This is a genomic window from Streptomyces sp. SUK 48, from assembly GCF_009650765.1.
GTDB lineage: Bacteria > Actinomycetota > Actinomycetes > Streptomycetales > Streptomycetaceae > Streptomyces.
In genome coordinates this window covers 2,611,473-2,635,970 of sequence record NZ_CP045740.1, presented here as the reverse complement: position 1 = coordinate 2,635,970, position 24,498 = coordinate 2,611,473, and the positions used below count along the sequence as shown (strand labels likewise).

Sequence of the window (24,498 nt, the reverse complement as noted above, 5' to 3'; positions counted from 1 at the left end):
AGGGAGGCTTCGGGTAGCGTCGAGACATGAAGGCCGTCCCGCGGACCCGAAGCCTCCCCGCCCTGCTGCTCGCCGTGCTCGCCCTGGTCCTCGCGACCGGTCTCGCCCCCGGTGCGAGCGCGGCCACCGCTCCCGCCCCCGCCGCGAGTGCGGACACCGGCGTCTCCGCCGTCGCCCGCGCCCTGCGCGCCGGCCCGGTCTACGTCGACCCGGCGGCCTCCGCGCAGCTGTCCCGCGCGGACGCCGACGCGCTGGCGAAACGGATCAAGGACGCGAACAAACCGCTGTTCATCGCCGTCCTGCCGGCCGGCTACCCCACCACCGGCCTCTTCTCCGACCTGCGGGCCGCCACCGGCATCACCGGCCTGTACGGCATCCGGCTCGGCGACCGCTTCGACGCCCGCGCCGACGCCTCCGTGATGTCGCCGACCGCCCGGCAGAACCTGGTGACCAGCGTCCGCGGCGAGAGCGCCAAGGCCCAGCTGACCGACTTCACCGACCGCGCGCTGGCCGACATGGGCGGCCGCGCGCCCCGCAGCTGGCACACGGCGGGCAGCCAGGGCGGCTCCGGCGCGGGCCTGATCGCGGTCGCCGCGGTGCTGGTGGCGGGCGCCGCGGGCGCGTACACGCTGGTGCGGCGGGGCCGGCGACGGCGCGAGCGGGAGCAGCGGGCCGCCCTGGAGCGGCTGCGGGTGGTGGTGGACGAGGACATCACCGCGTTCGGCGAGGAGCTCGACCGCCTCGACTTCCACCCGGCCGAGCCCGGCGCCGACGACGCGATGCGCGGCGACTACGAGCACGCCCTGGACGCCTACGAGCGCGCGAAGCAGCGGATGGCCGAGGCGGGCAGACCGGAGGACGTCCGGCCGGTCACCGAGGCGCTGGAGGACGGCCGCTTCTCGCTCGCCCGGCTGGCCGCGCGCCGCGCGGGCCGCCCGCTGCCCGAGCGCCGGCCGCCCTGCTTCTTCGACCCCCGCCACGGTCCCTCGGTCGCCGACGCCGCCTGGCGGCCGCCCGGCGGCGCCCCGCGCGAGGTGCCGGTCTGCGCCGCCGACGCCACCCGCCTCGCCGACGGCCGCGATCCCGTGGTCCGCGAGGTCGACACGGAGTACGGCCGGCGCCCCTACTGGGACGCGGGCCCCGCCTACGGCCCCTGGGCCGGCGGCTACTTCGGCGGCGGCATCCTCCCCGGCCTCCTCTTCGGCACCGTGCTCGGCGGCATGATGTCCACGCCCTCCTACGCGGCCGACTACGGCGCCGGGTACGGCGACTTCGGCGGCACCGGCTTCCAGGGCGGCGATGTCTCCGGCACCGACTTCGACCCCGGCGACTTCGGCGGCGGATTCGGCGACGGCGGGGGCTTCGGCGGGGGAGACGGGGGCGATTTCGGGGGCGGGTTCGGGGACTGAGCCGTACCCGTCAGGGGTCTTCCCCGCGCATGCGGGGCGGTCAGACCTCCGTGCCCGGTATCTCCATCGACCCGACCCGCTCCAGCAGCGCCGCCGCCAGCGTCAGCACCCCCCGCTCCGTCTCCCCGAGCGTGCTCAGGGCCGCGGCGAGCCAGATGTCCCGCTCGGCCATGTCCCGCTCCAGGGCCCGCCGCCCCGGCGCGGTGAGGGTCAGCACGGACTGCCGGCGGTCGCCCTCGTCCGGCTCCCGGGCGATCAGCCCCTCCGCCTCCAGCTCCGCGAACACCCGCGTCAGCGACTGTGGCCGCTGCCGCTCCCGTGCCGCGATCCGCCCCGGCGTGGCGGGCCCGTGCGCGTGCAGATGTCCCAGCACCGCGAGCTGATTGGGGCTCAGGCCCCCCTCTCCGCGCTCCTGTCGCAGCCGCCGGTTGATCCGGACGACGGCACTGCGCAGAGCGGCGGCGTCGGCGAGATGATCCATCCGCGGATCGTACGCACGTGCTTATCAAAGGGCCGACCTCCAAGCGCTGTTCTCGGACAGTGCGCCGGAGACCGATCAGCAGCGCTTATGAAGCGGCCGGACCACGACGGGCCGGTGCGGCCGCCGTGACCGCGAGGGCCGCCCCGCTCTCCCGGGCGGCGCCCCGTCACCGGCGGGCGCCGCCGGAAGGTCACCGGCCCGGCTCACGCGTTCTTGATCGCGGAGACGTCGAAGTTCAGCTTGATCTTGTCGGAGACCAGGACACCGCCCGTCTCCAGCGCCGCGTTCCAGGTCAGGCCCCACTCGGAGCGCAGCAGCTCGGCCTTGCCCTCGAAACCGGCCCGCTCGTTGCCGAACGGGTCCTTGGCGACGCCGTTGAACTCCAGGTCGATGGTGATCGGCCTGGTGACGCCGAGCAGCGAGAGGTCGCCGGTGATGCGGTAGTCCTCGCCGCCCAGGGACTCCGCCCTGGTGGAGCGGAACGTCATGGTCGGGAACTCGTCGATCTTGAAGAAGTCGGCCGACTTCAGGTGGCCGTCGCGGTCGGCGTTGCCGGTGTCGATGCTCGCCATCGCGATGTCGAGGGTGGCGGTGGACTTGGCCGGATCCTGGCCGTCCAGGTGAAGGCTGCCGGTGAAGTCCTGGAAGCTGCCGCGCACGTTGGTGACCATCGCGTGGCGGGCCACGAACTCGATCGTGGTGTGCGCGGGGTCGATCGTGTAGTCGCCGGTCAGTGCGGCCAGATCGGGTCCTGCGCCCTGCGCGGGGGTGGTGGTCGTGTCGTCCTTGCGGCCGAAGATGCCCATGACGTCCTCCTGGAGCCATTCTGTTTAACGTTCAACGAATCCGGTGACTCAGACGGTAGACCTATTCCGTTCGGTTTTCAACCTCATCCGCAGCGTGGCGTACCGATGACTCAAAGTCACTATGCGCGTCGGCCGGGAGATGCGCATACGGTGGGGGCCGGGTCGCGGCCGAGGGCCGTCCGAGGGGTGCCGTCACTCCAGGGATGGCATGCCCGTTCCCACGAATGCGGGATGCTTCCCCGGTGCTGCCGTTGTGGTGTTCCCACAACGCAAGGCGCCTCTGAGCAGTCGGAACGGCTGCACTTCGCTGTGGTTCTGTTCACTCGTACCAGGAAAACGGGCGTGAGACTGTACGGAGTCGACGGCTCGCTTTCCTTGGTGTCCTTCGTAAGGTCGCTACATGACCGTTTTGGAAGAGACGACGGGTGAGCCGACCGGCGAGCCGACGGACGCGCGCGGACGGGTCGCCGAACTGCACGACATCCGTGCGCAGGCCGTGGCCGGCCCCAGCGAGAAGGCGACCACGGCGCAGCACGCCAAGGGCAAGCTGACGGCGCGGGAGCGGATCGAGCTGCTCCTGGACCCGGGTTCCTTCCAGGAGGTCGAGCAGCTGCGCCGGCACCGGGCCACCGGCTTCGGCCTCGAGGCCAAGAAGCCCTACACCGACGGTGTCATCACCGGCTGGGGCACGGTCGAGGGCCGTACGGTCTTCGTGTACGCCCATGACTTCCGCATCTTCGGCGGCGCGCTGGGCGAGGCCCACGCCACCAAGATCCACAAGATCATGGACATGGCCATCGCGGCCGGCGCGCCCCTGGTCTCCCTGAACGACGGCGCGGGCGCCCGCATCCAGGAGGGCGTCAGCGCGCTCGCCGGGTACGGCGGCATCTTCCAGCGCAACACGAAGGCGTCGGGCGTCATCCCGCAGATCTCCGTGATGCTGGGCCCGTGCGCGGGCGGCGCGGCGTACTCGCCGGCCCTCACGGACTTCGTCTTCATGGTCCGCGAGACCTCGCAGATGTTCATCACGGGCCCGGACGTGGTCAAGGCCGTGACGGGCGAGGAGATCACCCAGAACGGCCTCGGCGGCGCGGACGTGCACGCCGAGACGAGCGGTGTCTGCCACTTCGCGTACGACGACGAGGAGACCTGCCTCGCCGAGGTGCGCTACCTCCTGTCGCTGCTGCCGCAGAACAACCGCGAGAACCCGCCGCGCACGGAGTGCTCCGACCCGGCCGACCGCCGCTCGGACGTCCTGCTCGACCTGGTCCCCGCCGACGGCAACCGGCCGTACGACATGACCAAGGTCATCGAGGAGATCGTCGACGACGGTGAGTTCCTGGAGGTCCACGAGCGCTGGGCGCGCAACATCATCTGCGCCCTCGCCCGCATCGACGGCCAGGTGGTCGGCATCGTCGCCAACCAGCCGCAGGTCCTCGCCGGCGTCCTGGACATCGAGGCGAGTGAAAAAGCTGCGCGCTTTGTCCAGATGTGTGACGCTTTCAATGTTCCGATCGTGACCTTCCTGGACGTGCCCGGGTTCCTCCCCGGCGTCGACCAGGAGCACGGCGGGATCATCCGGCACGGCGCGAAGCTGCTGTACGCCTACTGCAACGCCACCGTGCCGCGGATCTCGCTGATCCTGCGCAAGGCGTATGGAGGTGCCTACATCGTCATGGACTCCCAGTCGATCGGCGCCGACCTCACCTACGCCTGGCCCACCAACGAGATCGCCGTGATGGGCGCGGAGGGCGCGGCCAACGTCATCTTCCGCCGCCAGATCGCGGAGGCCGAGGACCCCGAGGCCATGCGAGCCCGCATGGTCAAGGAGTACAAGTCCGAGCTGATGCACCCCTATTACGCCGCCGAGCGCGGTCTGGTCGACGACGTCATCGACCCGGCCGAGACCCGCGAGGTGCTGGTGAAGTCGCTGGCGATGCTCCAGACCAAGCACGCCGACCTCCCCTCCCGCAAGCACGGCAACCCCCCGCAGTAACCGAGCGGACATCTCTCTTACGGAGACTGACACCCATGAGCACTGCCGACATCCGCGTCGAGAAGGGCCACGCCGACCCCGAAGAGGTCGCCGCCATCACGGCCGTCCTCCTCGCCCGCGCCGCCGCCCGCCCCGCCGAGCCGAGCCACCACCGCCCGCACCCCAAGGCCGGCTGGCGCCGCCTGGACCGCGAGCCGGGCTTCCGCGCCCCGCACAGCTGGCACGGCTGAGCGAAGAAGACATGAAGGCAGGGCCCCTCTTCGGAGGGGCCCTGCCTTTTGTGCCGAGCAAAGAGCTGCCCGCGGACGGCGTACAGCCATCCGGGGCAGCCCGACAAGCCGCGATCCGGACTACCGCAGACGGGCCATCAGCGCGTGCTCGACCAGCGTGATGAGCGTCGACTTGGCGTCGGCCCGATGCCGCGCGTCCGTCGTGATGATCGGGGTGTCCGGGCCGATCTGCAGCGCCTCGCGCACCTCTTCCGGGTTGTACGGCTGATTGCCGTCGAAGCCGTTGAGGGCGATGACGAAGGGCAGACCGCTGTTCTCGAAGTAGTCGACAGCCGGGAAGCAGTCGGCGAGCCGCCGGGTGTCGACGAGAACGACGGCGCCGATGGCGCCGCGGACGAGGTCGTCCCACATGAACCAGAAGCGGTCCTGACCCGGCGTACCGAAGAGGTACAGGATGAGGTCCTGGTCGAGGGTGATACGGCCGAAGTCCATGGCCACCGTGGTGGTGGTCTTGTCTCCGGTGTGGGTGAGGTCGTCGATGCCGGCCGAAGCGGACGTCATCACGGCCTCGGTGCGCAGCGGGTTGATCTCCGAGACGGCGCCGACGAACGTGGTCTTGCCCACGCCGAAGCCGCCCGCCACCACGATCTTCGCCGAGGTGGTGGAGCGACTCTGAGAAACCGGCCCTCCGCTAGAGCTTGCGAAGTCCACTGAGCACCCTTTCGAGCAGTGTCACGTCTGGCTGGCCACCGGCGTTCTCGTCGCCGCCGGGCTGATGGATGGCGACCAGGCCCGCCTCCGCCAAGTCGGCGACGAGGATCCTGGCCACGCCGAGGGGGATCGTCAGCAGGGCCGAGACCTCGGCCACCGACTTGATCTCCCGGCAGAGATTGCAGATCCGCTGATGCTCGGGCAGTTGGCCCTGCATCTGGTGCGGAGCAGCGGTGGTGTGCACCAGCGCCTCGATGGCGAGCTGGTAGCGCGGGCGGGTCCGGCCGCCGGTCATGGCGTACGGACGCACCAGGGGGTTGTTCGCCGCGGGCGCCGGCTCGGCGCGGCGCTGCGGCTGCACCGGCTGGATGCGCGGGGCCGGCGGCTGGTCGTACGGCGAGGGGCCGGGACCCTGGGGCCGGTCGTACGGCGAGGGGGCGTACGGACGCCGGTGCTGCGGGGCGGAGGGGAAGTCGTACGGGTTCGCCGAGCCGTCGCCGTGGCCCTGGGCAGGGCCGTACGACCAGTTGCCCGAGGGCGAACCTCCTGGGGGTGTTGCCACTTTCTCCTCCTCCGACTGCGTCGGGCACCCATCCGTGTGGAGCCGCGTCCCGAAACCTTAAGGCCCCGGGACACGAATACGCACCGTCCGATTACTAGTTGAGAAGGCTTCCCTGGAGCTCCGCGCGGAGATCCGGGGTGAGGACCGTGCCCGCGCGGTCCACCAGCAGGGCCATCTCGTACCCGATGAGGCCGATGTCCGCTTCCGGGTGGGCCAGCACCGCGAGGGACGATCCGTCCGAGATGGACATGAGGAAGAGGAATCCCCGCTCCATCTCCACAACCGTCTGGTTGACGCTGCCGCCCTCGAAAATGCGCGAGGCACCGGCGGTCAGCGAGGTCAGACCGGAGGCGACGGCGGCGAGCTGGTCGGCGCGGTCACGGGGGAAGCCTTCGGACATCGCCAGAAGGAGTCCGTCGGCGGAGACCACCACCGTGTGGGACACCCCCGGGGTGTTGTCCACGAAGTTGGTGATCAACCAGTTCAGGTTCTGTGCCGCCTGGCTCATCGGGCTCACACTAACGCTCCTGGTTGTAGGTGCTGTCAGGACCACTGTGCTGATTCCCAGTGGCCTGGCCGTTCGTTTCACTGCCTGCGGTGCGTCCGCGCTGGACGCCTCGGCGCAGGTTGCTCAGCCTGCCCCGGACGTCCTCCGGGGCGCGGGAGACCTGGGGGCCTCCCTGGGGGGTGGACTCGGCGCTGCCCTCGACCAGGTTGGCCTTGGGCACCCGCCGCGGCAGCCCGGAGGCGGTGACCCCGCCTGCCTTGGGCTTGCGCAGCTGGGAAGCCTGCTGCCAGCGCTCGTCGTTCGCCGAACGCCAGTCGTCGTCTTTGCCGCCGTCGTTCGCCGGATGCTCCGCGCCGTCACCGTGGTGCTCCGGTGCGGCAGCCGGCGTCTCCTGCTGCGCGGGGGCCGCGCCGTCGAAACCGTTCGGGACGGAACCCCGGCGGGGCAGCCCGGCGCCGGTCAGCCCGTGCGCGCCGGGAACGCCCGCTCCGGGACTGTCGAAGCCTACGCGGTTCTGCTCTCCCGTGTCGGCCGGCGCGGATTCCGTTTCCGGAGCGTAATGGGCCGGGTAGCCGTTCTGATAGGCGCCCTGCTGCTGCCAGTCGCCCTGGTAGGCGGGCTCCGCATAGCCGTTCTGCGGGTAGCCGCCGTTCGCCGGGTAGCCCTGCGTGCCCGCCGGCTCACCGTTCTGCGGGTAGTACTGCCCGTCGTACGACCGCTCGTAGGACGCGGACGGCGTCTCCGTGTACGGCTCCTGGTACGCCTGCTCCTGGTACGGCTGCTCCTGGTACGGAGTCTCCTCGTACGGCTGCTGCGGCTGCGCGGGGTAGCCGGTGTGCTGCTGCTGCCCGTCGAACAGCGGCTGTGCGTACGTCTCGCCGGTGTCCTGGCGCGGTTCGGCCGGCTGCGGCTGGCCGTGGGTCTGCGCCTCCAGGGCGGCACGGCGCCCCTCGCGCAGCAACGAGCGGCCGACCGGGTCCAGTTCGCGGATGTCGTCGGGGACCTCGGTGTACTGGCTGTCGTCGAAGCCCAGTTCGGCGGCCGTGCGCAGCGGCTGCGCCTCCGGGTGCTCCGCCCGGAACTGCTGCTCCGGGATGATCTGCGAGACCGTGAACTCCTCGCGGTCCAGCGCGGTGTCGCCGCCACCGCCGTGCGTGATCGCGTCCGGCAGCATGACCAGCGAGGTGGTGCCGGCCTGCTCGCCCGAGGGGCGCAGCTGGACCCGGATGCCGTGCCGGTCGGACAGCCGGCCGACCACGAACAGGCCCATGCGCTGGGAGATCGCCGCGTCCACGGTCGGCGGGTTGGCCAGCTTGTGGTTGATGTCCGCGAAGTCCTCGGCGGTCAGACCGATGCCCTTGTCGTGGATCTCGACCATGACGCGGCCGTCGGGCAGCCGGGTCGCGGTGACCTTGACCTTGGTCTGCGGCGAGGAGAACGTGGTGGCGTTCTCCAGCAGCTCGGCCAGCAGGTGCACGAGGTCGGTGACCGCGCGGCCGTGGATCTCCGCGTCCGGGACACCGGACAGCTCGATGCGCTCGTACTGCTCCACCTCGGAGGAGGCGGCGCGCAGCACGTCGACCAGCGGGACCGGCTGGTCCCAGCGGCGGCCGGGCTCCTCGCCGGCGAGGACCAGGAGGTTCTCGCCGTTGCGGCGCATACGGGTGGCCAGGTGGTCCAGCTTGAAGAGGTTCTCCAGCTGGTCCGGGTCCGCCTCGTTGTTCTCCAGGTCGGTGATCAGGGTCAACTGGCCCTCGATCAGCGACTGGTTGCGCTGCGACAGGTTGGTGAAGATCGCGTTGATGTTGCCCCGCAGCAGGGCCTGCTCGGAGGCGAGCCGGATCGCCTCGCGGTGCACCTGGTCGAAGGCGCGGGCGACCTCGCCGATCTCGTCCTTGGTGTGGATCGGGATCGGCGCGACCCGGGTGTCGACCCGGCCGGGGTCGGTGCGCGAGAGCTGGTCGACCAGCATCGGCAGGCGCTGCTCGGCGATGCCGAAGGCCGCGTTGCGCAGCTGGCGCATCGAGCGGCTCATCTGCCGCGCGACCGCGCCGGCCAGCAGGAAGGCGAGCAGCAGGGCGATGACCACGATGGTGCCGGTGATGATCGCGGAGGTACGGGCGTCGTCGGCGATGCCGGACGCCTCGTTCACGGCCTTGTCGGCCATGTTCGACTCGATCGTGCGGTACGCCTTGTACTTGAGCGTGTTGACCGCGTACCAGTTCTGCGCGCTGACCCCGTTCGCGGCGAGCGCGTCACGGGTGGCCGGGCTGGTGTCCTTCATGGTGGCCAGCGCCGCGACCATGGTGTTCGGGTTGCTCGGCGGCGGCACGTAGTTCGGGTCGTCCTCCTTGGCCTGCGCGGCCTCGGCCTTGGCGTCCGCCGCGACCTTCTTCTGCGCGTCGGCCAGCACCTGCGAGTCCTGCGCGGTGCCACCGCCCTGGTACTCCTCGATGGCGATGCGTTCGAGGTAGGCGTACGAGGACAGGGAGACCCGCTGGGTGGACAGGTTCGGCGCGTCCGGACCCGGCTTGACCAGCAGATGCGTGCCGATGGACCGCTCCAGCGACAGCGCCGCCTTGGTCAGCGACATGGCGTAGACGGTACGGCCGTACGACGTGATGTTGCCGGTGCCCAGACCGAGCTCGTTGGCGAACTCCATCAGGGGGTGGGCGACCTCGACGTACGCCTCCTCGGTCTGCACGCCGGTGAGCTTGGAGGTGTAGGCGGTCTTGCGCAGGACCTGGATCTCGGGCTCGGCCTTGCGGAACAGCTTCAGCCGACGCTCCAGACCGGGCGTGTGCGGCATGCTCTTCGTCGCCTCGGTGAAACCGGCGGCGGCCTCGTCGGTGTTCCTGCGCGCGTTCTCGATCGTCGCCTTGCTCTTGCTGTCCTTCTTGTTCAGCAGGAGCGGCGCGGCGGTGATGTCGCGCTCGTTCTCCACGGCGTCCGCGTAGACGAGGGCCGCGCGCACCAGCCGGGCGGTGTTCTCGGCGTCACGGGCCTGCTGCCAGGTGTCGATGGAGCTGTTCACCTGGAAGCCGCCCATGACCAGGCCGACGGCCGCGGGTATGAGCAGGATGGCGTTCAGTCTGGTGGGCACCCGCCAGTTGCGCGGGGAGAAACGGCCGCCGCCCGACGCGGGAGTGTCCGCCGGCTCCGCGTCCGGCACCAGCGCGGGCGCCGCGGCGCGCGGCGGCGGGGTGAAGTTGCCCCGTGCCGACGGCTCGGGACCGTTCTTGCTTCGCCTCACTCGACCAACAACCTCTCGGCGGTCGGCACCTACGTCGTGCCGCAGTCTCTCAGAGCCCGCTCGGCCGACGACGACGCAGTACGTCAGGGACCATGGGGCAGTTCAGGCATTCCAGCACGTGGACCAGCGCACTTCCAAACAGTGGAAAACCTGTGCCGGTTCGGCTGTAAACGAGAGATAAAACGGTCATAAAGAGCGAGCCCCGCCAAAAGGCGGGGCAATCGTGCGCGCAGCGGCATCGGGTGACCGCGTCGCGTGGTGGACTCGGGCGATTCCTCTCCCGAACTGTTATGAACACCGCGGCCGACCGTGTCAAAGGCCACAGTCGGCCCCGCGCACCCCCGTACGGCAACTGCCGTACGGGGCGTCGCACTTGAGTGCTACCGCGAGCGGCGACCGGGTCCGGTCACCGCAGCCGCGCCATCAGCGCGTGCTCGACCAGCGTGATCAGCGCGCTCTTCGCGTCGGCGCGGTGCCGGGCGTCGGTGGTGATGATCGGGGTGTCGGGCCCGATCTGGAGCGCCTCGCGCACCTCGTCCGGCGTGTACGGCTGGTGGCCGTCGAAGCCGTTGAGGGCGATGACGAAGGGCAGGCCGCTGTTCTCGAAGTAGTCGACGGCCGGGAAGCAGTCGGCGAGCCTGCGGGTGTCGACGAGGACGACGGCGCCGATGGCGCCGCGCACCAGGTCGTCCCACATGAACCAGAAGCGGTCCTGACCCGGCGTACCGAAGAGGTACAGGATGAGGTCCTGGTCCAGGGTGATACGGCCGAAGTCCATGGCCACCGTGGTGGTGGTCTTGTCCCCGGTGTGCGTGAGGTCGTCGATGCCGGCCGAGGCCGAGGTCATCACGGCCTCGGTGCGCAGCGGGTTGATCTCCGAGACGGCGCCGACGAACGTGGTCTTGCCCACGCCGAAGCCGCCCGCCACCACGATCTTCGCCGAGGTGGTGGCCCGTCCCGCGTCAGAGCTTGCGAAGTCCACTGAGCACCCTTTCGAGCAGCGTCACGTCCGGAGCGCCGCCGTTGTTCTCGTCCCCGCCCGGCTGGTGGATGGCGACCAGGCCGGCCTCGGCCAGGTCGGCGACCAGGATTCGGGCCACGCCCAGCGGCATGTTCAGCAGTGCGGAGACCTCGGCCACCGACTTGACCTCACGGCACAGGTGGCAGATCCGCTGGTGCTCGGGAAGCAGCCCCATGAGCGCGGCGGGGTCGGCCGTGGTGCTGATCAGCGCCTCGATGGCGAGCTGGTAACGCGGCCGGGTCCGGCCGCCGGTCATGGCGTAGGGCCGCACCAGCGGCTGGTCGCCCTCGTCCCCGTACGGTTCCGCGTACGGATCGTGATGGGCGGTGGGCGGGGTCATGGATCCTCCGGGCGGGACAGCAAGTCGGTCAGTCAAGCCGTCTGACGGGGCCGGTGGGGGGTTTGTGGCGGCCGGACGGTGTTTTCGTGAGCTGGGTGGTGCCGGGGCCGGTCAGTGAAGCAGACTGCCCTGTAGTTCGGCGCGCAGGTCCGGGGTGAGGACCGCCCCCGCGCGGTCGACGAGCAGTGCCATCTCGTAGCCGACCAGGCCGATGTCGCACTCGGGGTGGGCCAGTACCGCGAGGGAAGACCCGTCCGAGATCGACATCAGGAAGAGGAACCCCCGCTCCATCTCCACCACCGTCTGGGCCACGGTGCCGCCCTCGAAGATCCGGGAGGCCCCGGCCGTCAGCGAGGTCAGACCGGAGGCGACGGCCGCCAACTGGTCGGCGCGGTCCCGCGGGAAGCCCTCGGACATCGCCAGCAGCAGGCCGTCGGCGGAGACCACCACCGTGTGGGACACCCCGGGGTGTTGTCCACGAAGTTGGTGATCAACCAGTTCAGGTTCTGTGCCGCCTGGCTCATCGGACTCAACTAACGCTCCTGCTGGTGAGTGGGGCTCGGGTAGCTGCCCGTCTGACCGGTACCGGTACCGGCCTGACGACCCTGGGCGATGCCCCGACGGAGATTGGTCAGCCGGCCGCGTACGTCGTCGGGCGCACGGGAGACCTGCGGACCGGTTTGGTGCTGTTGCTGCTGAGCCGTGCCCGGCACGAGGTTCGCCCGGGGCACCCGGCGCGGCAGACCGGACGTGGTGATACCACCCGCGGCGGGCTGGCGCACCCGCTCCGCCTGCCGTACGAGTTCGTCGTTCGGCGAGGCGCGCCAGGAGCCGGTGGCGGGGGCCGCCTCGGGCTGCGCGGCCTGCTGCTGCTCGGCGGGCGCGCCCTGCTGCTGACCCTGTTCCTGACCCTGTTCCTGGCCCTGCTGCTGGCCGGCCGCGCCGTGGAACCAGTTGGTCTCCAGCGTGTCGAACAGCGGGGTACGGCCGTCACCGGGACCGCTGGCCGGCGGCAGCGCCTCCGGCTCGCGCACCGGGCGCTCCTGGTGCACCGGCGCCTGCTGCGGGGCCGGCGGGCGCGGGGCGCCGAAGTCGTCCCGGGCGGGCGGCTGCGGGCGCTCGAACTGCCCGGTGTGTGCCGGGTCGGCACGGCCGGGCAGCGCGTGCTGACCGGTGCCGCTGTTGTCGTAGGCACCCGGGGCCGCGTACCGGCCGGTCTCCTGGACGGGCTGCTCCGGGCGGGCCGGCGTCCCGAAGACGTCCGGGCGCACGAACGCGTTGTCGTCCTGCTGACCGGCCGGGGCCTCGTACCGCCCCGGCTGCTGCGCCGCGTCCGGCCGCGGGAACTGGCCGGTCTGCTGAGCGGCGTCGGGGTGCGGGTACTGGCCCGCGTCGGGGCGCTGGAACTGACCGGTCTGCTGCGGGAGTTCCGCCTGCGGGAACTGGCCCGTGTGCTGATCGGCCCCCGGGAACTGCCCGGTGTGCTGGTTGGCGTCCACCTGCGGGAACTGCCCGGTGTGCTGCGGCGCTTCCGGCCGCTGGAACGGTCCGGTGTGCTGGCCGGCGTCCGGGCGCTGGTACTGGCCCGTGGTGTCCGGCCGGGCGAACTGGCCGGTGTCCTGCGGGGATTCGGGCCGCTGGAACGGTCCGGTGTGCTGGCCGGCGTCCGGGCGCTGGTACTGGCCCGTGGTGTCGGGCCGGGCGAACTGGCCGGTCTGCTGCGGGAGTTCCGGACGGCCGTACTGGCCCGCGCCCTGGGAGCCGGGCAGCTCGGGACGGCCGAAGTCGCCCGTGGGCACGGGGCCGTGCGGATCGATCCGCGGCATCTGCGCGGTCGAGCCCGGACCCTGCCGGTCGTCGATCGCCGGCATCTGCGCGGTGCCCGACGGGTCCTGCTCGTCGTGGCCGCGCGGGGTGTCGAGGGAGGCCCGGCCGTCGTTCCAGTCCTGGCCGCGCCGGGAGTCGCCACCGGGCAGCTCGGCCCGCGGACCGCCGCGCGGCGGCAGCTGGGGCTGGCGGCCCTGGTCGCCGCCGCCGGGGCCGCGCTGAGTGCCGCGGCCGCCGAACAGGTCCTGCTGGGGACCGGCCGGGTTGGCGGCCTGGAGGCCCTGCGGCACGGCCGGGTTGGCGGCCTGGAGGTTCTGCGGGGCGTTCGGCGCCTGGGCGCCGAAGCCGGGGGCACCGCCGCGCTGCGGACCGCGCGCGCCGCCCGGAGCGCCACCGGGGGCACCACCGGGCGCGCCGGGACGGCCGCCCTGGCCGGTGCCGGGCAGCGCGGCCCGGGGACCCTGGCCGGCGCCGACCTGGCCGCGGGTACCGCTGCCGCCGGAGCCGAGCAGACCACCGCCGTTGCCCGGGGCGCCCGCGCCACCGCGGCGGGCCGCGGCCGCACCGGCGGCGGCCTGCGCGGCGGCCGGACCGCCGACCGCGCCGGGGCCGCCGGCCTTGCCGGGAGCCTTCTTGCCGCCCTGGGCGACGTCCACGGGCAGCATGACCAGCGCGGTCGTGCCACCGGAGTCGGAGGGGCGCAGCTGGATGCGGATGCCGTGCCGCTGCGAGAGCCGGCCGACCACGAACAGACCCATGCGGCGGGAGACGGAGACGTCCACGGTGGGCGGCGAGGCGAGCCGCTCGTTGATCGCTGCGAGGTCCTCGGGGGAGAGGCCGATGCCGGTGTCGTGGATCTCGATCAGCACTCGCCCGTCGGGCAGCGCGTGACCGGTGACCTTGACCTTGGTCTGCGGGGAGGAGAACGAGGTGGCGTTCTCCAGCAGCTCGGCGAGCAGGTGCACGAGGTCGTTGACGACCCGGCCGGCGACCTCGGTCGTCGGCACGGAGGCCAGCTCGATGCGCTCGTACTGCTCCACCTCGGAGGCGGCGGCGCGGAGCACGTCGACCAGCGGCACCGGACGGGTCCAGCGGCGGCCCGGCTCCTCACCGGCGAGGACGAGGAGGTTCTCGCCGTTACGGCGCATACGGGTGGCGAGGTGGTCCAGCTTGAACAGCGAGGAGAGCTGGTCCGGGTCGGCCTCGCGGGACTCCAGTTCGGAGATGAGCGACAGCTGGCGCTGGATCAGACCCTGGGAGCGGCGCGAGAGGTTGGTGAACATCGCGTTGACGTTGCCCCGCAGCAGGGCCTGCTCGGCGGCGAGGCGGACCGCCTCGCGGTGCACGTCGTCGAAGGCCGCGGCCACCTGGCCGATCTCGTCCCGGGAGTGCACACCGACCGACTCGACGGAGGTGTCCACGTCCTGCGGGTCGGACTCCGAGAGGTGCTTGACCAGCTCGGGCAGGCGTTCCTGGGCGACCGTGGTGGCGGTCTCCTGGAGCCGGCGCAGCGAGCGGATCATGGAGCGGGCCACGACGAACGCGCCGACCAGCGAGACACCGAGCACCAGCAGGATCAGCACACCGGAGATGATGGCGTCGCGCTGGGTGGCGCTCTTGAGCTCGCGCGCCTTCTGCTCCATGTCCTCGAGCAGCGTGTGCTCGATCTTCTTCATCTGCTCGATCTTGGTCGAGCTGTCGTCCACCCAGTCGCGGTAGGAGCGCGGGGGCAGGTCGGACAGGCCGCCGCGCTGCGCGAAGGCGCGCTTGGCGTAGGTGTCCGCGGACTCGATCGTCGGGTTGTTGCCACCGTCGATCGGCTTGAGCAGCTCCTCCGCGTTCTGACTCGCGTAGATCTTGCGGAAGATCGCCAGCTCGGAGTTCTCGCTCTCGTACGCCGACTCGCCGTACAGGCGGTCGTTCTCCGAGAGGTCGGCCTTGCTGGTGGTGGTCGAGGGCAGCGCCGCGGCGATGGTCGCGCGCTGCACCGACGCGTACTCCTTGGCGGTGGAGAACGCCGCCAGGGCGCGGGTGCGCGAGATCATCTCGGGGTTGCTGGACGCCTCGGCCATGTCCTGGGACAGGTCGATCAGCTGGGTGATCAGCCGGTGGTACGACTCGATGGTCTGGGTCGAGTTGCCCGTGGACTCGTAGGCGGACCGGCGGATCTTCGCCAGGTCGTCCAGCTGGTTGGCGAGGCCGACGAGCGCGTCGCGCACGCCCTGGAGCTGGCCGTCCTTGCTGGCCTCGTCGATCTGCTCGGAGGCGTCGAGGAAGTTGGCGCGGGCCCGGTCGGTCTTCTGCTGGTAGCCCTTGACCGTGTAGTCGCTCGCGCTGAGCCCGTGCGACATGGGACCGGCGGACTGGTCGCGCTCCTCCTGGAGCGCGGCGGCCAGCTCGGTGGCCTGCTTGGTCATGTCCGTCAGCAGCTTCATGTTGTCGAGCTGCTGGATGTCGTTCAGGTTCTCGTTGATGCGCAGGGCGCCCAGCGAGGTCGCCGCGACCACGGGGAGCGCGAGCAGCGAGACCAGACGGGTGGAGATGCGCCAGTTGCGCAGCGCCATGCGGGAGCCGGAGCTGGCCGGCACCGACGCCGGCTTCGCGGCCGGGGCGGGCTTCGCGGCCGACGCGCCGCCCGCGGACTTGCCGGAGCCCTTGCCAGAGCCCTTGCCGGAGCCGGACTTCTTGCCGGAGGCGGAGCCCTTGGGGGAGGCGCCCTTGGAGGAGGCGGCCGACGCGCCGGGGCGTGCGCGGTCGGGGCCCTCACCGGGCGGGGTCGGGCCCGGGTTCTGGGCGTGCTGGGGAGAGGCGCTGCCCTTCATGGGGCCAGTCCCGTCGTGCGGCTCCGGCTCCGCCGAAGCGCTGCCATCCCTCTTGAAACGTCCCTGCACTAGCGTCGCAACCTCTGGACCAGGCGTCCCTCCGCGCGAGCGGACGAACACGGTGTCGGCGTCGTGGAAGGCGCCCTGAAAACGCCCCCCGGTGGTCTTGAGTGACCGGCGCAGGTTCCCCCTTGTCTCGCCGCCACTCGGCGCTGCGTTGCGCCCCTGCGCGCCGGGTCGATCCTGCGGCGGTCCGTGGAATTCCAGCACAGTGGCGGATCTCCAACAAGGGCCGCGTGCCGAGCTGTGACAACCGTGACAGGGTGTGCATGTCGGGTCACCAGTCGTGGAAGTAGATCTCATCCATAACGGACGTATCCCTGCGAGTTGCCGCCCGGTGGCACGTGTCCCAGTCGCCATGATCGGCAGCGGAATGGGGGCTTCCCGCCCTCAATGTCCGTTTCGTTAGGGCGGGTTGTAGGCCGGAATTGACCTGTATGTCCCCACGTTGGTGAGCAAAATCACATAACCATCAGGGCTGGTTGGCGAGTTGGTCAGGGAATCGGATGTTTAGCCTGACGCTTTACATGAGGGACGTATCTGTCACCCCGCACTGTCACCCGCCGACACAGGACTAGGACGCGTACAACCGTGAAGACGACGATGATGTTCCGCAACATAGCCAACCCGCGACGCACGACCCTGGCGCACCTCGACGACGCCGGCGAGCTGCAGACGCCCGCGCTGCCGGAGCAGTCCGTCGAACTCCCCGCCCAGACGGCCAACCCCCGGCGCACCATCCTGATGGACCTCCCCGAGGCCGCGGTGGCCGTCGCCGCCGAGTGACCGCCGAAGCGGCCGCGGTACCCCGGGGCGCGGCCCGGAAGATCACCCGACGGCGATGATCTTCCGGGCCGCGCTCGTCTTTTCGGCGGCCCCCGCGACGGGTCGCTCACCTTTTCCGGCGCATTCGCGCCGCGGCGTTTATCGGCTACGGCGACGGTGGGTGCCGTAGCCTTCCCGCTCCCCGGCGTCCGACCCGGGCTGACAGCATCACCGCAGGTCAGGCTCCCGGCACGGGTTCGGCGTCCCTCCGGCGGTGCCCCCGAAAACACCGGAAACGGGAATTCCCCTTAAGCGCATTACGGCCCCGGAAAAGCCCCTCGCCATGCCCTCCCGGCCGAACATCGCGCCGCCCGACCGGTTAACCTTGGGCGTCAGTACGCCGGTTCTCAGTGAGGGGCGCAAGCACCCGTGCGCATCGCCAGGTTCTCCATCGACGGGAACGTAGCCTTCGGCGCGGTCGAGGGCGACAGGGAGGACGAACTCGTCCTCGACATCATCAAGGGCATTCCCTTCGCCGACCACGAGCTGTCCGGCACCAAGGTGCCGCTGAGCAAGGTCAGGCTGCTCCCGCCGGTCCTCCCCAACAAGGTCGTGGCCTTCGGCCGCAACTACGCCGAACACGCCCGGGAGCTGGGCAACGAGGTGCCCGAGGCCCCGTTCGCCTTCTTCAAGCCGTCCACCTCGGTGATCGGCCCCGGGGACGAGATCCGCTACCCCTCGTTCACCGAGGAACTGCACCACGAGGCCGAGCTGGCCGTCGTCATCGGCCGCATGTGCCGCGAGGTGCCCCGCGAGCGCGTCAAGGACGTGATCTTCGGCTACACCTGCGCCAACGACATCACCGCCCGCGACGTCCAGCGCCGCGAGAAGCAGTGGGCCCGGGCCAAGGGCTTCGACGGCTCCTGCCCGCTCGGCCCCTGGGTGGAGACCGACATCGACCTCGCCCGGGCGGGCGACCTCACGGTGCAGCTCACCGTCAACGGCGAGCAGCGCCAGCTGGGCCGCACCAGCGAGATGATCCACCCCATCGAGGACCTGATCGTCAACATCACCGAGGCCATGACGCTGCTGCCCGGCGACGTCATCCTCACCGGCACTCCGGCAGGGGTCGGCCCCCTGAACGCCGGCGACGACGTCGCCGTCACCATCGAAGGCATCGGCACTCTCACCAACAAGGTTGTCAAGCGTGGCTAGCGCACCCTCCCCGTCTCCCGTCCGCGTCCGTTTCTGCCCCTCGCCCACCGGCAACCCCCATGTGGGCCTGGTCCGCACCGCCCTGTTCAACTGGGCGTTCGCCCGGCACCACCAGGGCACCCTGGTCTTCCGTATCGAGGACACCGACGCGGCCCGCGACTCCGAGGAGTCCTACAACCAGCTGCTCGACGCGATGCGCTGGCTCGGCTTCGACTGGGACGAGGGCCCCGAGGTCGGCGGCCCGCACGCGCCGTACCGGCAGTCGCAGCGCATGGACATCTACGCCGACGTCGCGCGAAAGCTCCTCGACGGCGGGTACGCCTACCACTGCTACTGCTCCCAGGAGGAGCTGGACTCCCGCCGCGAGGCCGCCCGTGCCGCCGGCAAGCCCTCCGGTTACGACGGCCACTGCCGGGACCTGTCCGCCGAGCAGGTCGAGCGGTACCAGGCCGAGGGCCGGCAGCCGATCGTCCGGTTCCGGATGCCCGACGAGACGATCACCTTCGACGACCTGGTGCGCGGCGAGCTGACCTTCACCCCGGAGAACGTGCCGGACTACGGCATCGTCCGGGCCAACGGCGCCCCGCTGTACACGCTGGTCAACCCCGTCGACGACGCGCTGATGGAGATCACGCACGTGCTGCGCGGCGAGGACCTGCTCTCCTCCACCCCGCGCCAGATCGCGCTGTACAAGGCGCTGACGGAGCTGGGCATCGCCCGGCAGACCCCGGCCTTCGGCCACCTGCCGTACGTGATGGGCGAGGGCAACAAGAAGCTCTCCAAGCGCGACCCGCAGTCCTCGCTGAACCTCTACCGCGAGCGCGGCTTCCTGCCCGAGGGCCTGCTCAACTACCTGTCCCTGCTGGGCTGGTCGCTCTCCGCGGACCAGGACATCTTCACGATCGAGGAGATGGTCGCGGCCTTCGAGATCTCCGACGTGAACCCCAACCCGGCGCGCTTCGACCTGAAGAAGTGCGAGGCGATCAACGCCGACCACATCCGGCTGCTGGATGTGAAGGAGTTCACCGAGCGCTGCCGCACCTGGCTGAAGGCCCCGTTCGCCCCCTGGGCGCCGGAGGCGTTCGACGAGGCCAAGTGGCAGGCCATCGCCCCGCACGCCCAGACCCGTCTGAAGGTGCTCTCCGAGATCACCGAGAACGTCGACTTCCTGTTCCTGGAGGAGCCGGTCTTCGACGAGGCGTCCTGGACCAAGGCGATGAAGGAGGGCAGCGACGCCCTGCTGCGCACGGCCCGCGAGAAGCTCGAGGCGGCGGACTGGACGTCGCCCGAGTCCCTCAAGGAGGCCGTGCTGGCCGCCGGCGAGGCCCACGGCCTCAAGCTCGGCAAGGCGCAGGCCCCGGTGCGCGTCGCCGTCACCGGCCGCACCGTCGGCCTCCCGCTCTTCGAGTCCCTGGAGATCCTGGGCAAGGAGACGACCCTGGCCCGCATCGACGCGGCCCTGACGAGGCTCGCCGCGTAGGGCCCACCGCACGCAGCAGGGGCGGCACCCGGGACTCCGGGTGCCGCCCCTGTCTCATGGTCACTGCGCGTCGGCCTCGTCGACCAGGTAGGCGCTCTCGTCGAAGATCTCCAGCACGACGATGACCATGATCGCGCCGGCCACCATGTACTCCAGCACCACGCCCGGGGCCACGTACGCCTTGCGCAGATGCTCGTCCGGGCCGAGCTGGGCGGTCGAGGTCTTGCGGAACGGATCGCGGGCCAGTATCCGCAGGGCCTTGTCCAGCTGCGCCTGGCGCGAGCCGGGCAGGGAGTCGTAGGTCGAGCGGGCCTCGACGGTGAACTGGATTCGGTACTCGCTCATGGCCCCACGCTACGGCATCCGTACGCCACGGAACGGGGAACGGTTCATGCCGAGGGCAGCGCTACGTGGGGCACTACGAGGCGGCCTGGGGACTGTTCCCGGACGGGCTGCCCGCGCTGGAGGCGCTCGCGCACACGCACCGGCACGCGGTCCTGACGAACTTGAGCCTCATCGTCAAGCCGTGCCCCGGCGCCTTCCTGGCCGCCTGCGCGGCGCTGGACCTCGCCCCGCACGAGGCGGCGTACGTCGGCGACCATCCGGAGATCGACGGGCGCGGGGCCGCCGAGGCCGGGCTGCTGTCCGTGTGGATCGATCGCGGTACGACGTCCGTGCGGGTCGCCGGGGACGTCGTCGCGCACCGCATCGCCAGCCTGTCCGAACTCCCCGCGCTGCTCCGCTCGGATACTCGTTTTGGAGCCCCGTCCACCTTCGGGTAATGTTCTTCCTGCGCCGAGGGGAACGGGCCGAAAGGCCGGAACCCGGAGGAGCAGACTAGAACAAGAACCCTTCAGGGGGTTGAGTTCCAGTGGCCTATGGTGTAATTGGCAGCACGACTGATTCTGGTTCAGTTAGTCTTGGTTCGAGTCCAGGTAGGCCAGCTCGCAGAGCTTATCTGCAAAGCCCCCGTTGTGTAGCGGCCTAGCACGCTGCCCTCTCAAGGCAGTAGCGCCGGTTCGAATCCGGTCGGGGGTACTGATCCTGATCTTGTCGGGATCGCTAGGGCCCCCGTTGTGTAGCGGCCTAGCACGCCGCCCTCTCAAGGCGGTAGCGCCGGTTCGAATCCGGTCGGGGGTACGACTGGTCTAAACCATCATTGGTCTATGGTGTAATTGGCAGCACGGCTGATTCTGGTTCAGTTAGTCTTGGTTCGAGTCCAGGTAGACCAGCTCGGACCTGCGGAAACGCAGCGTCCAGGCCCCCGTTGTGTAGCGGCCTAGCACGCCGCCCTCTCAAGGCGGTAGCGCCGGTTCGAATCCGGTCGGGGGTACAGAATGAAGGCCCTTCGCTTCGGCGGAGGGCCTTCGCCGTTCTCCGGCCCCGCTCACCCGAAGCCGTACCGCCGCGTCGTCTCCTCCTCCTGCGCGAGCCGGTGCAGCGCCCGCAGCACGGGCTCGTTGAGGATCGCCCCGAGGATCGCGAACTCGATCCGCTCCGCCCCCGGCGGCAGCGTCTCCATGTTGTCCAGGTCCAGTACGGCCGTGCGGTGCATCAACTCCGCGTACGGCGCGAGCTGTTCGGCCCCCCAGTCGTAGCCGAGCCGGCGGAACGCGGCCACCGTCACCACCAGCGAGCGGTACGCCGGGGAGAGGCTCGCGAGGCACTGGGCGTTCTCCCAGCCGAGCCGGTCCACGAGCGCCGCGACCTCCTCGTGCGCGGCCCGTACGTACGCGTCGTCCTCGTCCGGCTCCGGCACCTGCGGCAGCGCCCACAGCGCGGCGCCCAGCCGGATCGAGCTGCCCAGGGACTCGTCGTCCACATGCCCGAGCACCTCGCGCACCTTCGCCACCGGCAGCCGCCCGACCTGGATCATCGCCCGCACCAGACGCAGCCGGCGCAGATGCTCCTCGTCGTACTCCGCCGTGGTCGCGTTCAGCTGCCGGCCCGGCGGCAACAGGCCCTCGCGCAGGTAGTACTTGATCGTCGCGGTGGACACCCCGCTGAGTCTGCTCAGTTCGGCCAGCCGCATGTCTTGCGCCCCTTCTTGGATAAGAGCACTATCCAAGCACGCGATGAAGGGGGAGCCCATGGTGTCCCGTACGACCGCCGACGCGAAGGGCGAGGTCGTCGTCCTGCTGATAGGGATGCGCATCAACCGCTTCCGGGCGGTGCATCTGTGGGTGCCGGTGATGCTCGCGATGCTCCGCATGCTGCGGGAGCTGGCGAAGGACCCGGAGCGCGGGCTGCGGGAGAAGGTGCTGCTCACGGCGTCGCCGCGAACGTACTACGTCGTGCAGTACTGGGAGTCCAAGGAGAAGCTGTACGCCTACGCCACGGCGCCCGACGCCTTCCACCACAAGGTCTGGGCGAAGCTGAACCGCAAGGAGAGGGCGGGCAGGCTGCGCGGCGAGGTCGGCATCTGGCACGAGGCGTACGTGGTGCCGGAGGGGTCGTACGAGGCGATCTACGCGGACATGCCGGCGTTCGGGCTGGCGAGGGCGCACGGCCAGGTGCCGCTCGCCGAGCGCGGGCGGTACGCCAAGGACCGGTTCGCCTACCGGTCGGCGTCCGCGTCTGCGGGGGCCGGGGCGGGGGAGAAGAGCGCCTGAGGCCGGCTGCCGCACCCCGCGTGGGTCCACCGCGGCGTTGAGGCGGACCCACGCGGGACAGGGCGCTCAGCCCGTGCGGCGCAGGGCCTCCGAGAGGCGGGTCGCGGCGTCGATGACGGCCTGGGCGTGCATCCGGCCCGGGTGGCGCGTCAGGCGCTCGATCGGGCCGGAGACCGAGACGGCGGCCACCACGCGGTTGGAGGGGCCGCGCACCGGGGCCGAGACGGACGCGACGCCCGGCTCGCGCTCGCCGATGGACTGCGCCCAGCCGCGGCGCCGCACGCCGGACAGCGCCGTCGCCGTGAAGCGGGCGCCCTGGAGACCGCGGTGCAGCCGCTCGGGCTCCTCCCAGGCCATCAGGATCTGCGCCGAGGAGCCGGCCTTCATCGTGAGCGTGGAGCCGACCGGGACGGTGTCCCGCAGACCGGACAGCCGTTCCGCCGCGGCCACGCAGATCCGCATGTCACCCTGGCGGCGATAGAGCTGCGCGCTCTCGCCCGTGACATCGCGGAGGTGGGTGAGCACCGGGCCCGCCGTCGCGAGCAGGCGGTCCTCGCCCGCCGCCGCCGCGAGCTCCGCGAGGCGCGGTCCGAGGATGAACCGGCCCTGCATGTCGCGCGCCACCATGCGGTGGTGTTCCAAAGCCACGGCCAGGCGGTGGGCCGTGGGTCGTGCCAGTCCGGTGGCTCCGACCAGACCCGCGAGGGTGGCCGGACCGGACTCCAGAGCGCTCAGGACGAGGGCCGCCTTGTCCAGAACGCCGACGCCGCTACTGTTGTCCATGCAACGATACTCACGTCTCACTCTGTGAAACGCAAGTTCAATTTTCCTCGGAACGCGCCACTCTGGATGGACACGGCGGCCCGTCCATCGATGGGCCCGGCGGCGGACGCCCGGAATCTGGGGTGCGGGCGCCGCCCTCAAGATCTCTAGTTGGGCCGGACGCACACCTGCCGGCCGGAGGGAAAGCGATGGGTAGGACACTCGCGGAAAAGGTCTGGGACGACCACGTCGTCCGGCGCGCCCAGGGCGAGCCCGACCTCCTCTACATCGACCTGCACCTGCTGCACGAGGTGACCAGCCCGCAGGCGTTCGACGGGCTGCGCCAGAACGGCCGCCAGGTGCGCCGCCTCGACCTCACCATCGCGACCGAGGACCACAACACCCCGACCCTCGACATCGACAAGCCGATCGCCGACCCGGTCTCGCGCGCCCAGCTGGAGACGCTGCGCAAGAACTGCGCCGCGTTCGGGGTGCGGCTGCACCCGCTGGGCGACGTGGAGCAGGGCGTCGTGCACGTGGTCGGCCCCCAGCTGGGCCTGACCCAGCCCGGTACGACCGTGGTCTGCGGCGACTCCCACACCTCCACGCACGGCGCGTTCGGCGCGCTGGCGTTCGGCATCGGCACCTCCCAGGTCGAGCATGTCCTGGCCACCCAGACGCTGCCGATGACCCGCCCCAGGACCATGGCGATCACCGTCGACGGCGAACTGCCCGAGGGCGTCAGCGCCAAGGACCTGATCCTGGCGATCATCGCGCGGATCGGCACCGGCGGCGGCCAGGGCTACGTCCTGGAGTACCGCGGCTCCGCCATCGAGAAGCTCTCGATGGAGGCCCGGATGACCATCTGCAACATGTCGATCGAGGCCGGCGCCCGCGCGGGCATGATCGCCCCCGACGAGATCACCTTCGACTACCTCAAGGGCCGCGCGCACGCCCCCGAGGGCGCCGAGTGGGACGCGGCCGTCGCGCACTGGAGGACGCTGCGCACGGACGACGACGCGGAATTCGACGCCGAGGTCGTCATCGACGCCGCCGCGCTGTCCCCGTTCGTCACCTGGGGCACCAACCCCGGCCAGGGTGCGCCGCTTTCGGCCCAGGTCCCCGATCCCGCTTCGTACGAAGACGCATCGGAGCGCCTGGCCGCCGAAAAGGCCCTGGAATACATGGGGTTGGAGGCCGGAGCGCCGCTGCGCTCGATCGAGGTGGACACCGTCTTCGTAGGTTCGTGCACCAACGGGCGGATCGAGGACCTGCGCACTGTCGCCGAGATCCTGAAGGACCGCAAAGTCGCCGACGGCGTACGGATGCTGGTCGTGCCGGGCTCCGCGCGGGTCGGCCTCCAGGCGGCCGCCGAGGGTCTGGACGTGGTCTTCAAGGAGGCCGGCGCCGAGTGGCGGTACGCGGGCTGCTCGATGTGCCTGGGCATGAACCCGGACCAGCTGGCCCCGGGCGAGCGCTCCGCCTCCACCTCCAACCGCAACTTCGAGGGCCGGCAGGGCAAGGGCGGTCGTACCCACCTGGTGTCGCCGCAGGTCGCGGCGGCCACCGCCGTCCTGGGCCATCTGGCCTCCCCGGCCGACCTGACCGACGACCGTACGCCCGCTGGAGTCTGAGAAC

General features: G+C 70.9%; 20 protein-coding genes, 5 tRNA genes and 2 pseudogenes. 14 read left to right on the top strand and 13 right to left on the bottom strand.

Features of this window, described 5'->3' with window-relative positions; translation table 11 throughout:
* The first annotated feature begins 26 nt into the window (after window positions 1–26).
* Entirely contained in the window at window positions 27–1,409 is a 1,383-nt protein-coding gene (locus tag GHR20_RS11010) for a hypothetical protein (RefSeq protein WP_153813067.1), read from the top strand.
* A 40-nt stretch (window positions 1,410–1,449) separates the two neighbouring features.
* Here the strand turns inward: GHR20_RS11010 and GHR20_RS11005 are convergent, their stop codons facing one another.
* Window positions 1,450–1,890 (bottom strand): MarR family transcriptional regulator, encoded by a 441-nt coding sequence (locus GHR20_RS11005; RefSeq protein WP_111587137.1) that lies wholly within the window; start codon window positions 1,888–1,890, stop codon window positions 1,450–1,452.
* Between the two features lie 203 nt (window positions 1,891–2,093).
* Window positions 2,094–2,696 carry a YceI family protein gene (locus GHR20_RS11000; protein WP_111587138.1) on the bottom strand — a complete coding sequence of 201 codons (603 nt, stop codon included), beginning with the start codon at window positions 2,694–2,696 and terminating at the stop codon, window positions 2,094–2,096.
* Between the two features lie 400 nt (window positions 2,697–3,096).
* Between GHR20_RS11000 and GHR20_RS10995 the strand changes: the two genes are divergently transcribed.
* On the top strand, window positions 3,097–4,692 hold the full coding sequence (locus GHR20_RS10995; protein ID WP_148025286.1) for an acyl-CoA carboxylase subunit beta: 1,596 nt from the start codon (window positions 3,097–3,099) through the stop codon (window positions 4,690–4,692).
* A gap of 35 nt (window positions 4,693–4,727) precedes the next feature.
* A complete protein-coding gene (locus GHR20_RS10990) occupies window positions 4,728–4,922 on the top strand; it encodes an acyl-CoA carboxylase subunit epsilon (RefSeq protein WP_111587140.1) in 195 nt (64 codons plus the stop codon).
* Window positions 4,923–5,042: 120 nt separating this feature from the next.
* On the opposite strand, the gene GHR20_RS10985 is transcribed toward GHR20_RS10990, so the two are convergent.
* From GHR20_RS10985 to GHR20_RS10950, 8 genes and pseudogenes are all read right to left on the bottom strand, one after another.
* The gene (locus GHR20_RS10985; RefSeq protein WP_071387349.1) at window positions 5,043–5,633 is read right to left on the bottom strand and encodes an ATP/GTP-binding protein; all 591 of its coding nucleotides are present in this window, start codon (window positions 5,631–5,633) and stop codon (window positions 5,043–5,045) included.
* On the bottom strand, window positions 5,614–6,195 hold the full coding sequence (locus GHR20_RS10980) for a DUF742 domain-containing protein (protein WP_111587312.1): 582 nt from the start codon (window positions 6,193–6,195) through the stop codon (window positions 5,614–5,616). Before GHR20_RS10980 ends, GHR20_RS10985 begins: the two co-directional genes overlap by 20 nt.
* 94 nt (window positions 6,196–6,289) lie before the next feature.
* Window positions 6,290–6,703 carry a roadblock/LC7 domain-containing protein gene (locus tag GHR20_RS10975; protein ID WP_030948713.1) on the bottom strand — a complete coding sequence of 138 codons (414 nt, stop codon included), beginning with the start codon at window positions 6,701–6,703 and terminating at the stop codon, window positions 6,290–6,292.
* Between the two features lie 10 nt (window positions 6,704–6,713).
* Entirely contained in the window at window positions 6,714–9,956 is a 3,243-nt protein-coding gene (locus GHR20_RS10970; RefSeq protein ID WP_194858861.1) for a nitrate- and nitrite sensing domain-containing protein, read from the bottom strand.
* Between the two features lie 406 nt (window positions 9,957–10,362).
* A complete protein-coding gene (locus tag GHR20_RS10965) occupies window positions 10,363–10,938 on the bottom strand; it encodes an ATP/GTP-binding protein (protein WP_085566720.1) in 576 nt (191 codons plus the stop codon).
* Window positions 10,919–11,317: a DUF742 domain-containing protein gene (locus GHR20_RS10960; RefSeq protein ID WP_037654659.1), complete on the bottom strand. Its 399-nt coding sequence runs from the start codon at window positions 11,315–11,317 to the stop codon at window positions 10,919–10,921. The genes GHR20_RS10965 and GHR20_RS10960 overlap by 20 nt, the downstream gene beginning before the upstream one ends.
* 111 nt (window positions 11,318–11,428) lie before the next feature.
* Window positions 11,429–11,841: pseudogene (locus GHR20_RS10955) on the bottom strand (roadblock/LC7 domain-containing protein).
* Window positions 11,842–11,850: 9 nt separating this feature from the next.
* Window positions 11,851–16,035, bottom strand: a complete 4,185-nt coding sequence (locus GHR20_RS10950; RefSeq protein WP_194858860.1) for a nitrate- and nitrite sensing domain-containing protein — start codon at window positions 16,033–16,035, stop codon at window positions 11,851–11,853.
* Between the two features lie 582 nt (window positions 16,036–16,617).
* On the opposite strand from GHR20_RS10950, the gene GHR20_RS10945 reads away from it, so the two are divergent.
* From GHR20_RS10945 to gltX, 3 genes are all read left to right on the top strand, one after another.
* Complete coding sequence (locus GHR20_RS10945; protein WP_148025284.1) at window positions 16,618–16,812, top strand: hypothetical protein; 195 nt, start codon at window positions 16,618–16,620, stop codon at window positions 16,810–16,812.
* Window positions 16,813–17,220: 408 nt separating this feature from the next.
* Window positions 17,221–18,006 (top strand): fumarylacetoacetate hydrolase family protein, encoded by a 786-nt coding sequence (locus GHR20_RS10940; RefSeq protein WP_153813065.1) that lies wholly within the window; start codon window positions 17,221–17,223, stop codon window positions 18,004–18,006.
* Window positions 17,999–19,486: a glutamate--tRNA ligase gene (gene gltX / locus GHR20_RS10935; protein WP_153813064.1), complete on the top strand. Its 1,488-nt coding sequence runs from the start codon at window positions 17,999–18,001 to the stop codon at window positions 19,484–19,486. The genes GHR20_RS10940 and gltX overlap by 8 nt, the downstream gene beginning before the upstream one ends.
* Window positions 19,487–19,546: 60 nt before the next feature.
* On the opposite strand, the gene GHR20_RS10930 is transcribed toward gltX, so the two are convergent.
* Window positions 19,547–19,831, bottom strand: coding sequence for a hypothetical protein (locus GHR20_RS10930; protein WP_153813063.1), 285 nt, complete (start codon window positions 19,829–19,831; stop codon window positions 19,547–19,549).
* Window positions 19,832–19,887: 56 nt separating this feature from the next.
* Here GHR20_RS10930 and GHR20_RS10925 point away from each other — a divergent pair.
* From GHR20_RS10925 to GHR20_RS10900, 6 genes and pseudogenes are all read left to right on the top strand, one after another.
* Window positions 19,888–20,268: pseudogene (locus GHR20_RS10925) on the top strand (HAD-IA family hydrolase); the annotation flags it as partial.
* Window positions 20,269–20,358: 90 nt separating this feature from the next.
* A tRNA-Gln gene (locus GHR20_RS10920) sits at window positions 20,359–20,430 on the top strand.
* A gap of 21 nt (window positions 20,431–20,451) precedes the next feature.
* A tRNA-Glu gene (locus tag GHR20_RS10915) sits at window positions 20,452–20,524 on the top strand.
* A 29-nt stretch (window positions 20,525–20,553) separates the two neighbouring features.
* A tRNA-Glu gene (locus GHR20_RS10910) sits at window positions 20,554–20,626 on the top strand.
* 20 nt (window positions 20,627–20,646) lie between these two features.
* Window positions 20,647–20,718, top strand: a tRNA-Gln gene (locus GHR20_RS10905).
* A gap of 28 nt (window positions 20,719–20,746) precedes the next feature.
* Window positions 20,747–20,819, top strand: a tRNA-Glu gene (locus tag GHR20_RS10900).
* A 54-nt stretch (window positions 20,820–20,873) separates the two neighbouring features.
* Here the strand turns inward: GHR20_RS10900 and GHR20_RS10895 are convergent.
* Window positions 20,874–21,518, bottom strand: coding sequence for a MerR family transcriptional regulator (locus GHR20_RS10895; protein ID WP_153813061.1), 645 nt, complete (start codon window positions 21,516–21,518; stop codon window positions 20,874–20,876).
* A gap of 58 nt (window positions 21,519–21,576) precedes the next feature.
* Here GHR20_RS10895 and GHR20_RS10890 point away from each other — a divergent pair, with 58 nt between their 5' ends.
* Window positions 21,577–22,098 carry a DUF4188 domain-containing protein gene (locus GHR20_RS10890; RefSeq protein WP_153813060.1) on the top strand — a complete coding sequence of 174 codons (522 nt, stop codon included), beginning with the start codon at window positions 21,577–21,579 and terminating at the stop codon, window positions 22,096–22,098.
* A gap of 66 nt (window positions 22,099–22,164) precedes the next feature.
* Here the strand turns inward: GHR20_RS10890 and ndgR are convergent, their stop codons facing one another.
* The gene (gene ndgR / locus GHR20_RS10885; protein ID WP_037654641.1) at window positions 22,165–22,881 is read right to left on the bottom strand and encodes an IclR family transcriptional regulator NdgR; all 717 of its coding nucleotides are present in this window, start codon (window positions 22,879–22,881) and stop codon (window positions 22,165–22,167) included.
* A 188-nt stretch (window positions 22,882–23,069) separates the two neighbouring features.
* Here ndgR and leuC point away from each other — a divergent pair, with 188 nt between their 5' ends.
* Window positions 23,070–24,494, top strand: coding sequence for a 3-isopropylmalate dehydratase large subunit (gene leuC, locus GHR20_RS10880; RefSeq protein WP_153813059.1), 1,425 nt, complete (start codon window positions 23,070–23,072; stop codon window positions 24,492–24,494).
* Window positions 24,495–24,498 lie beyond the last annotated feature (4 nt).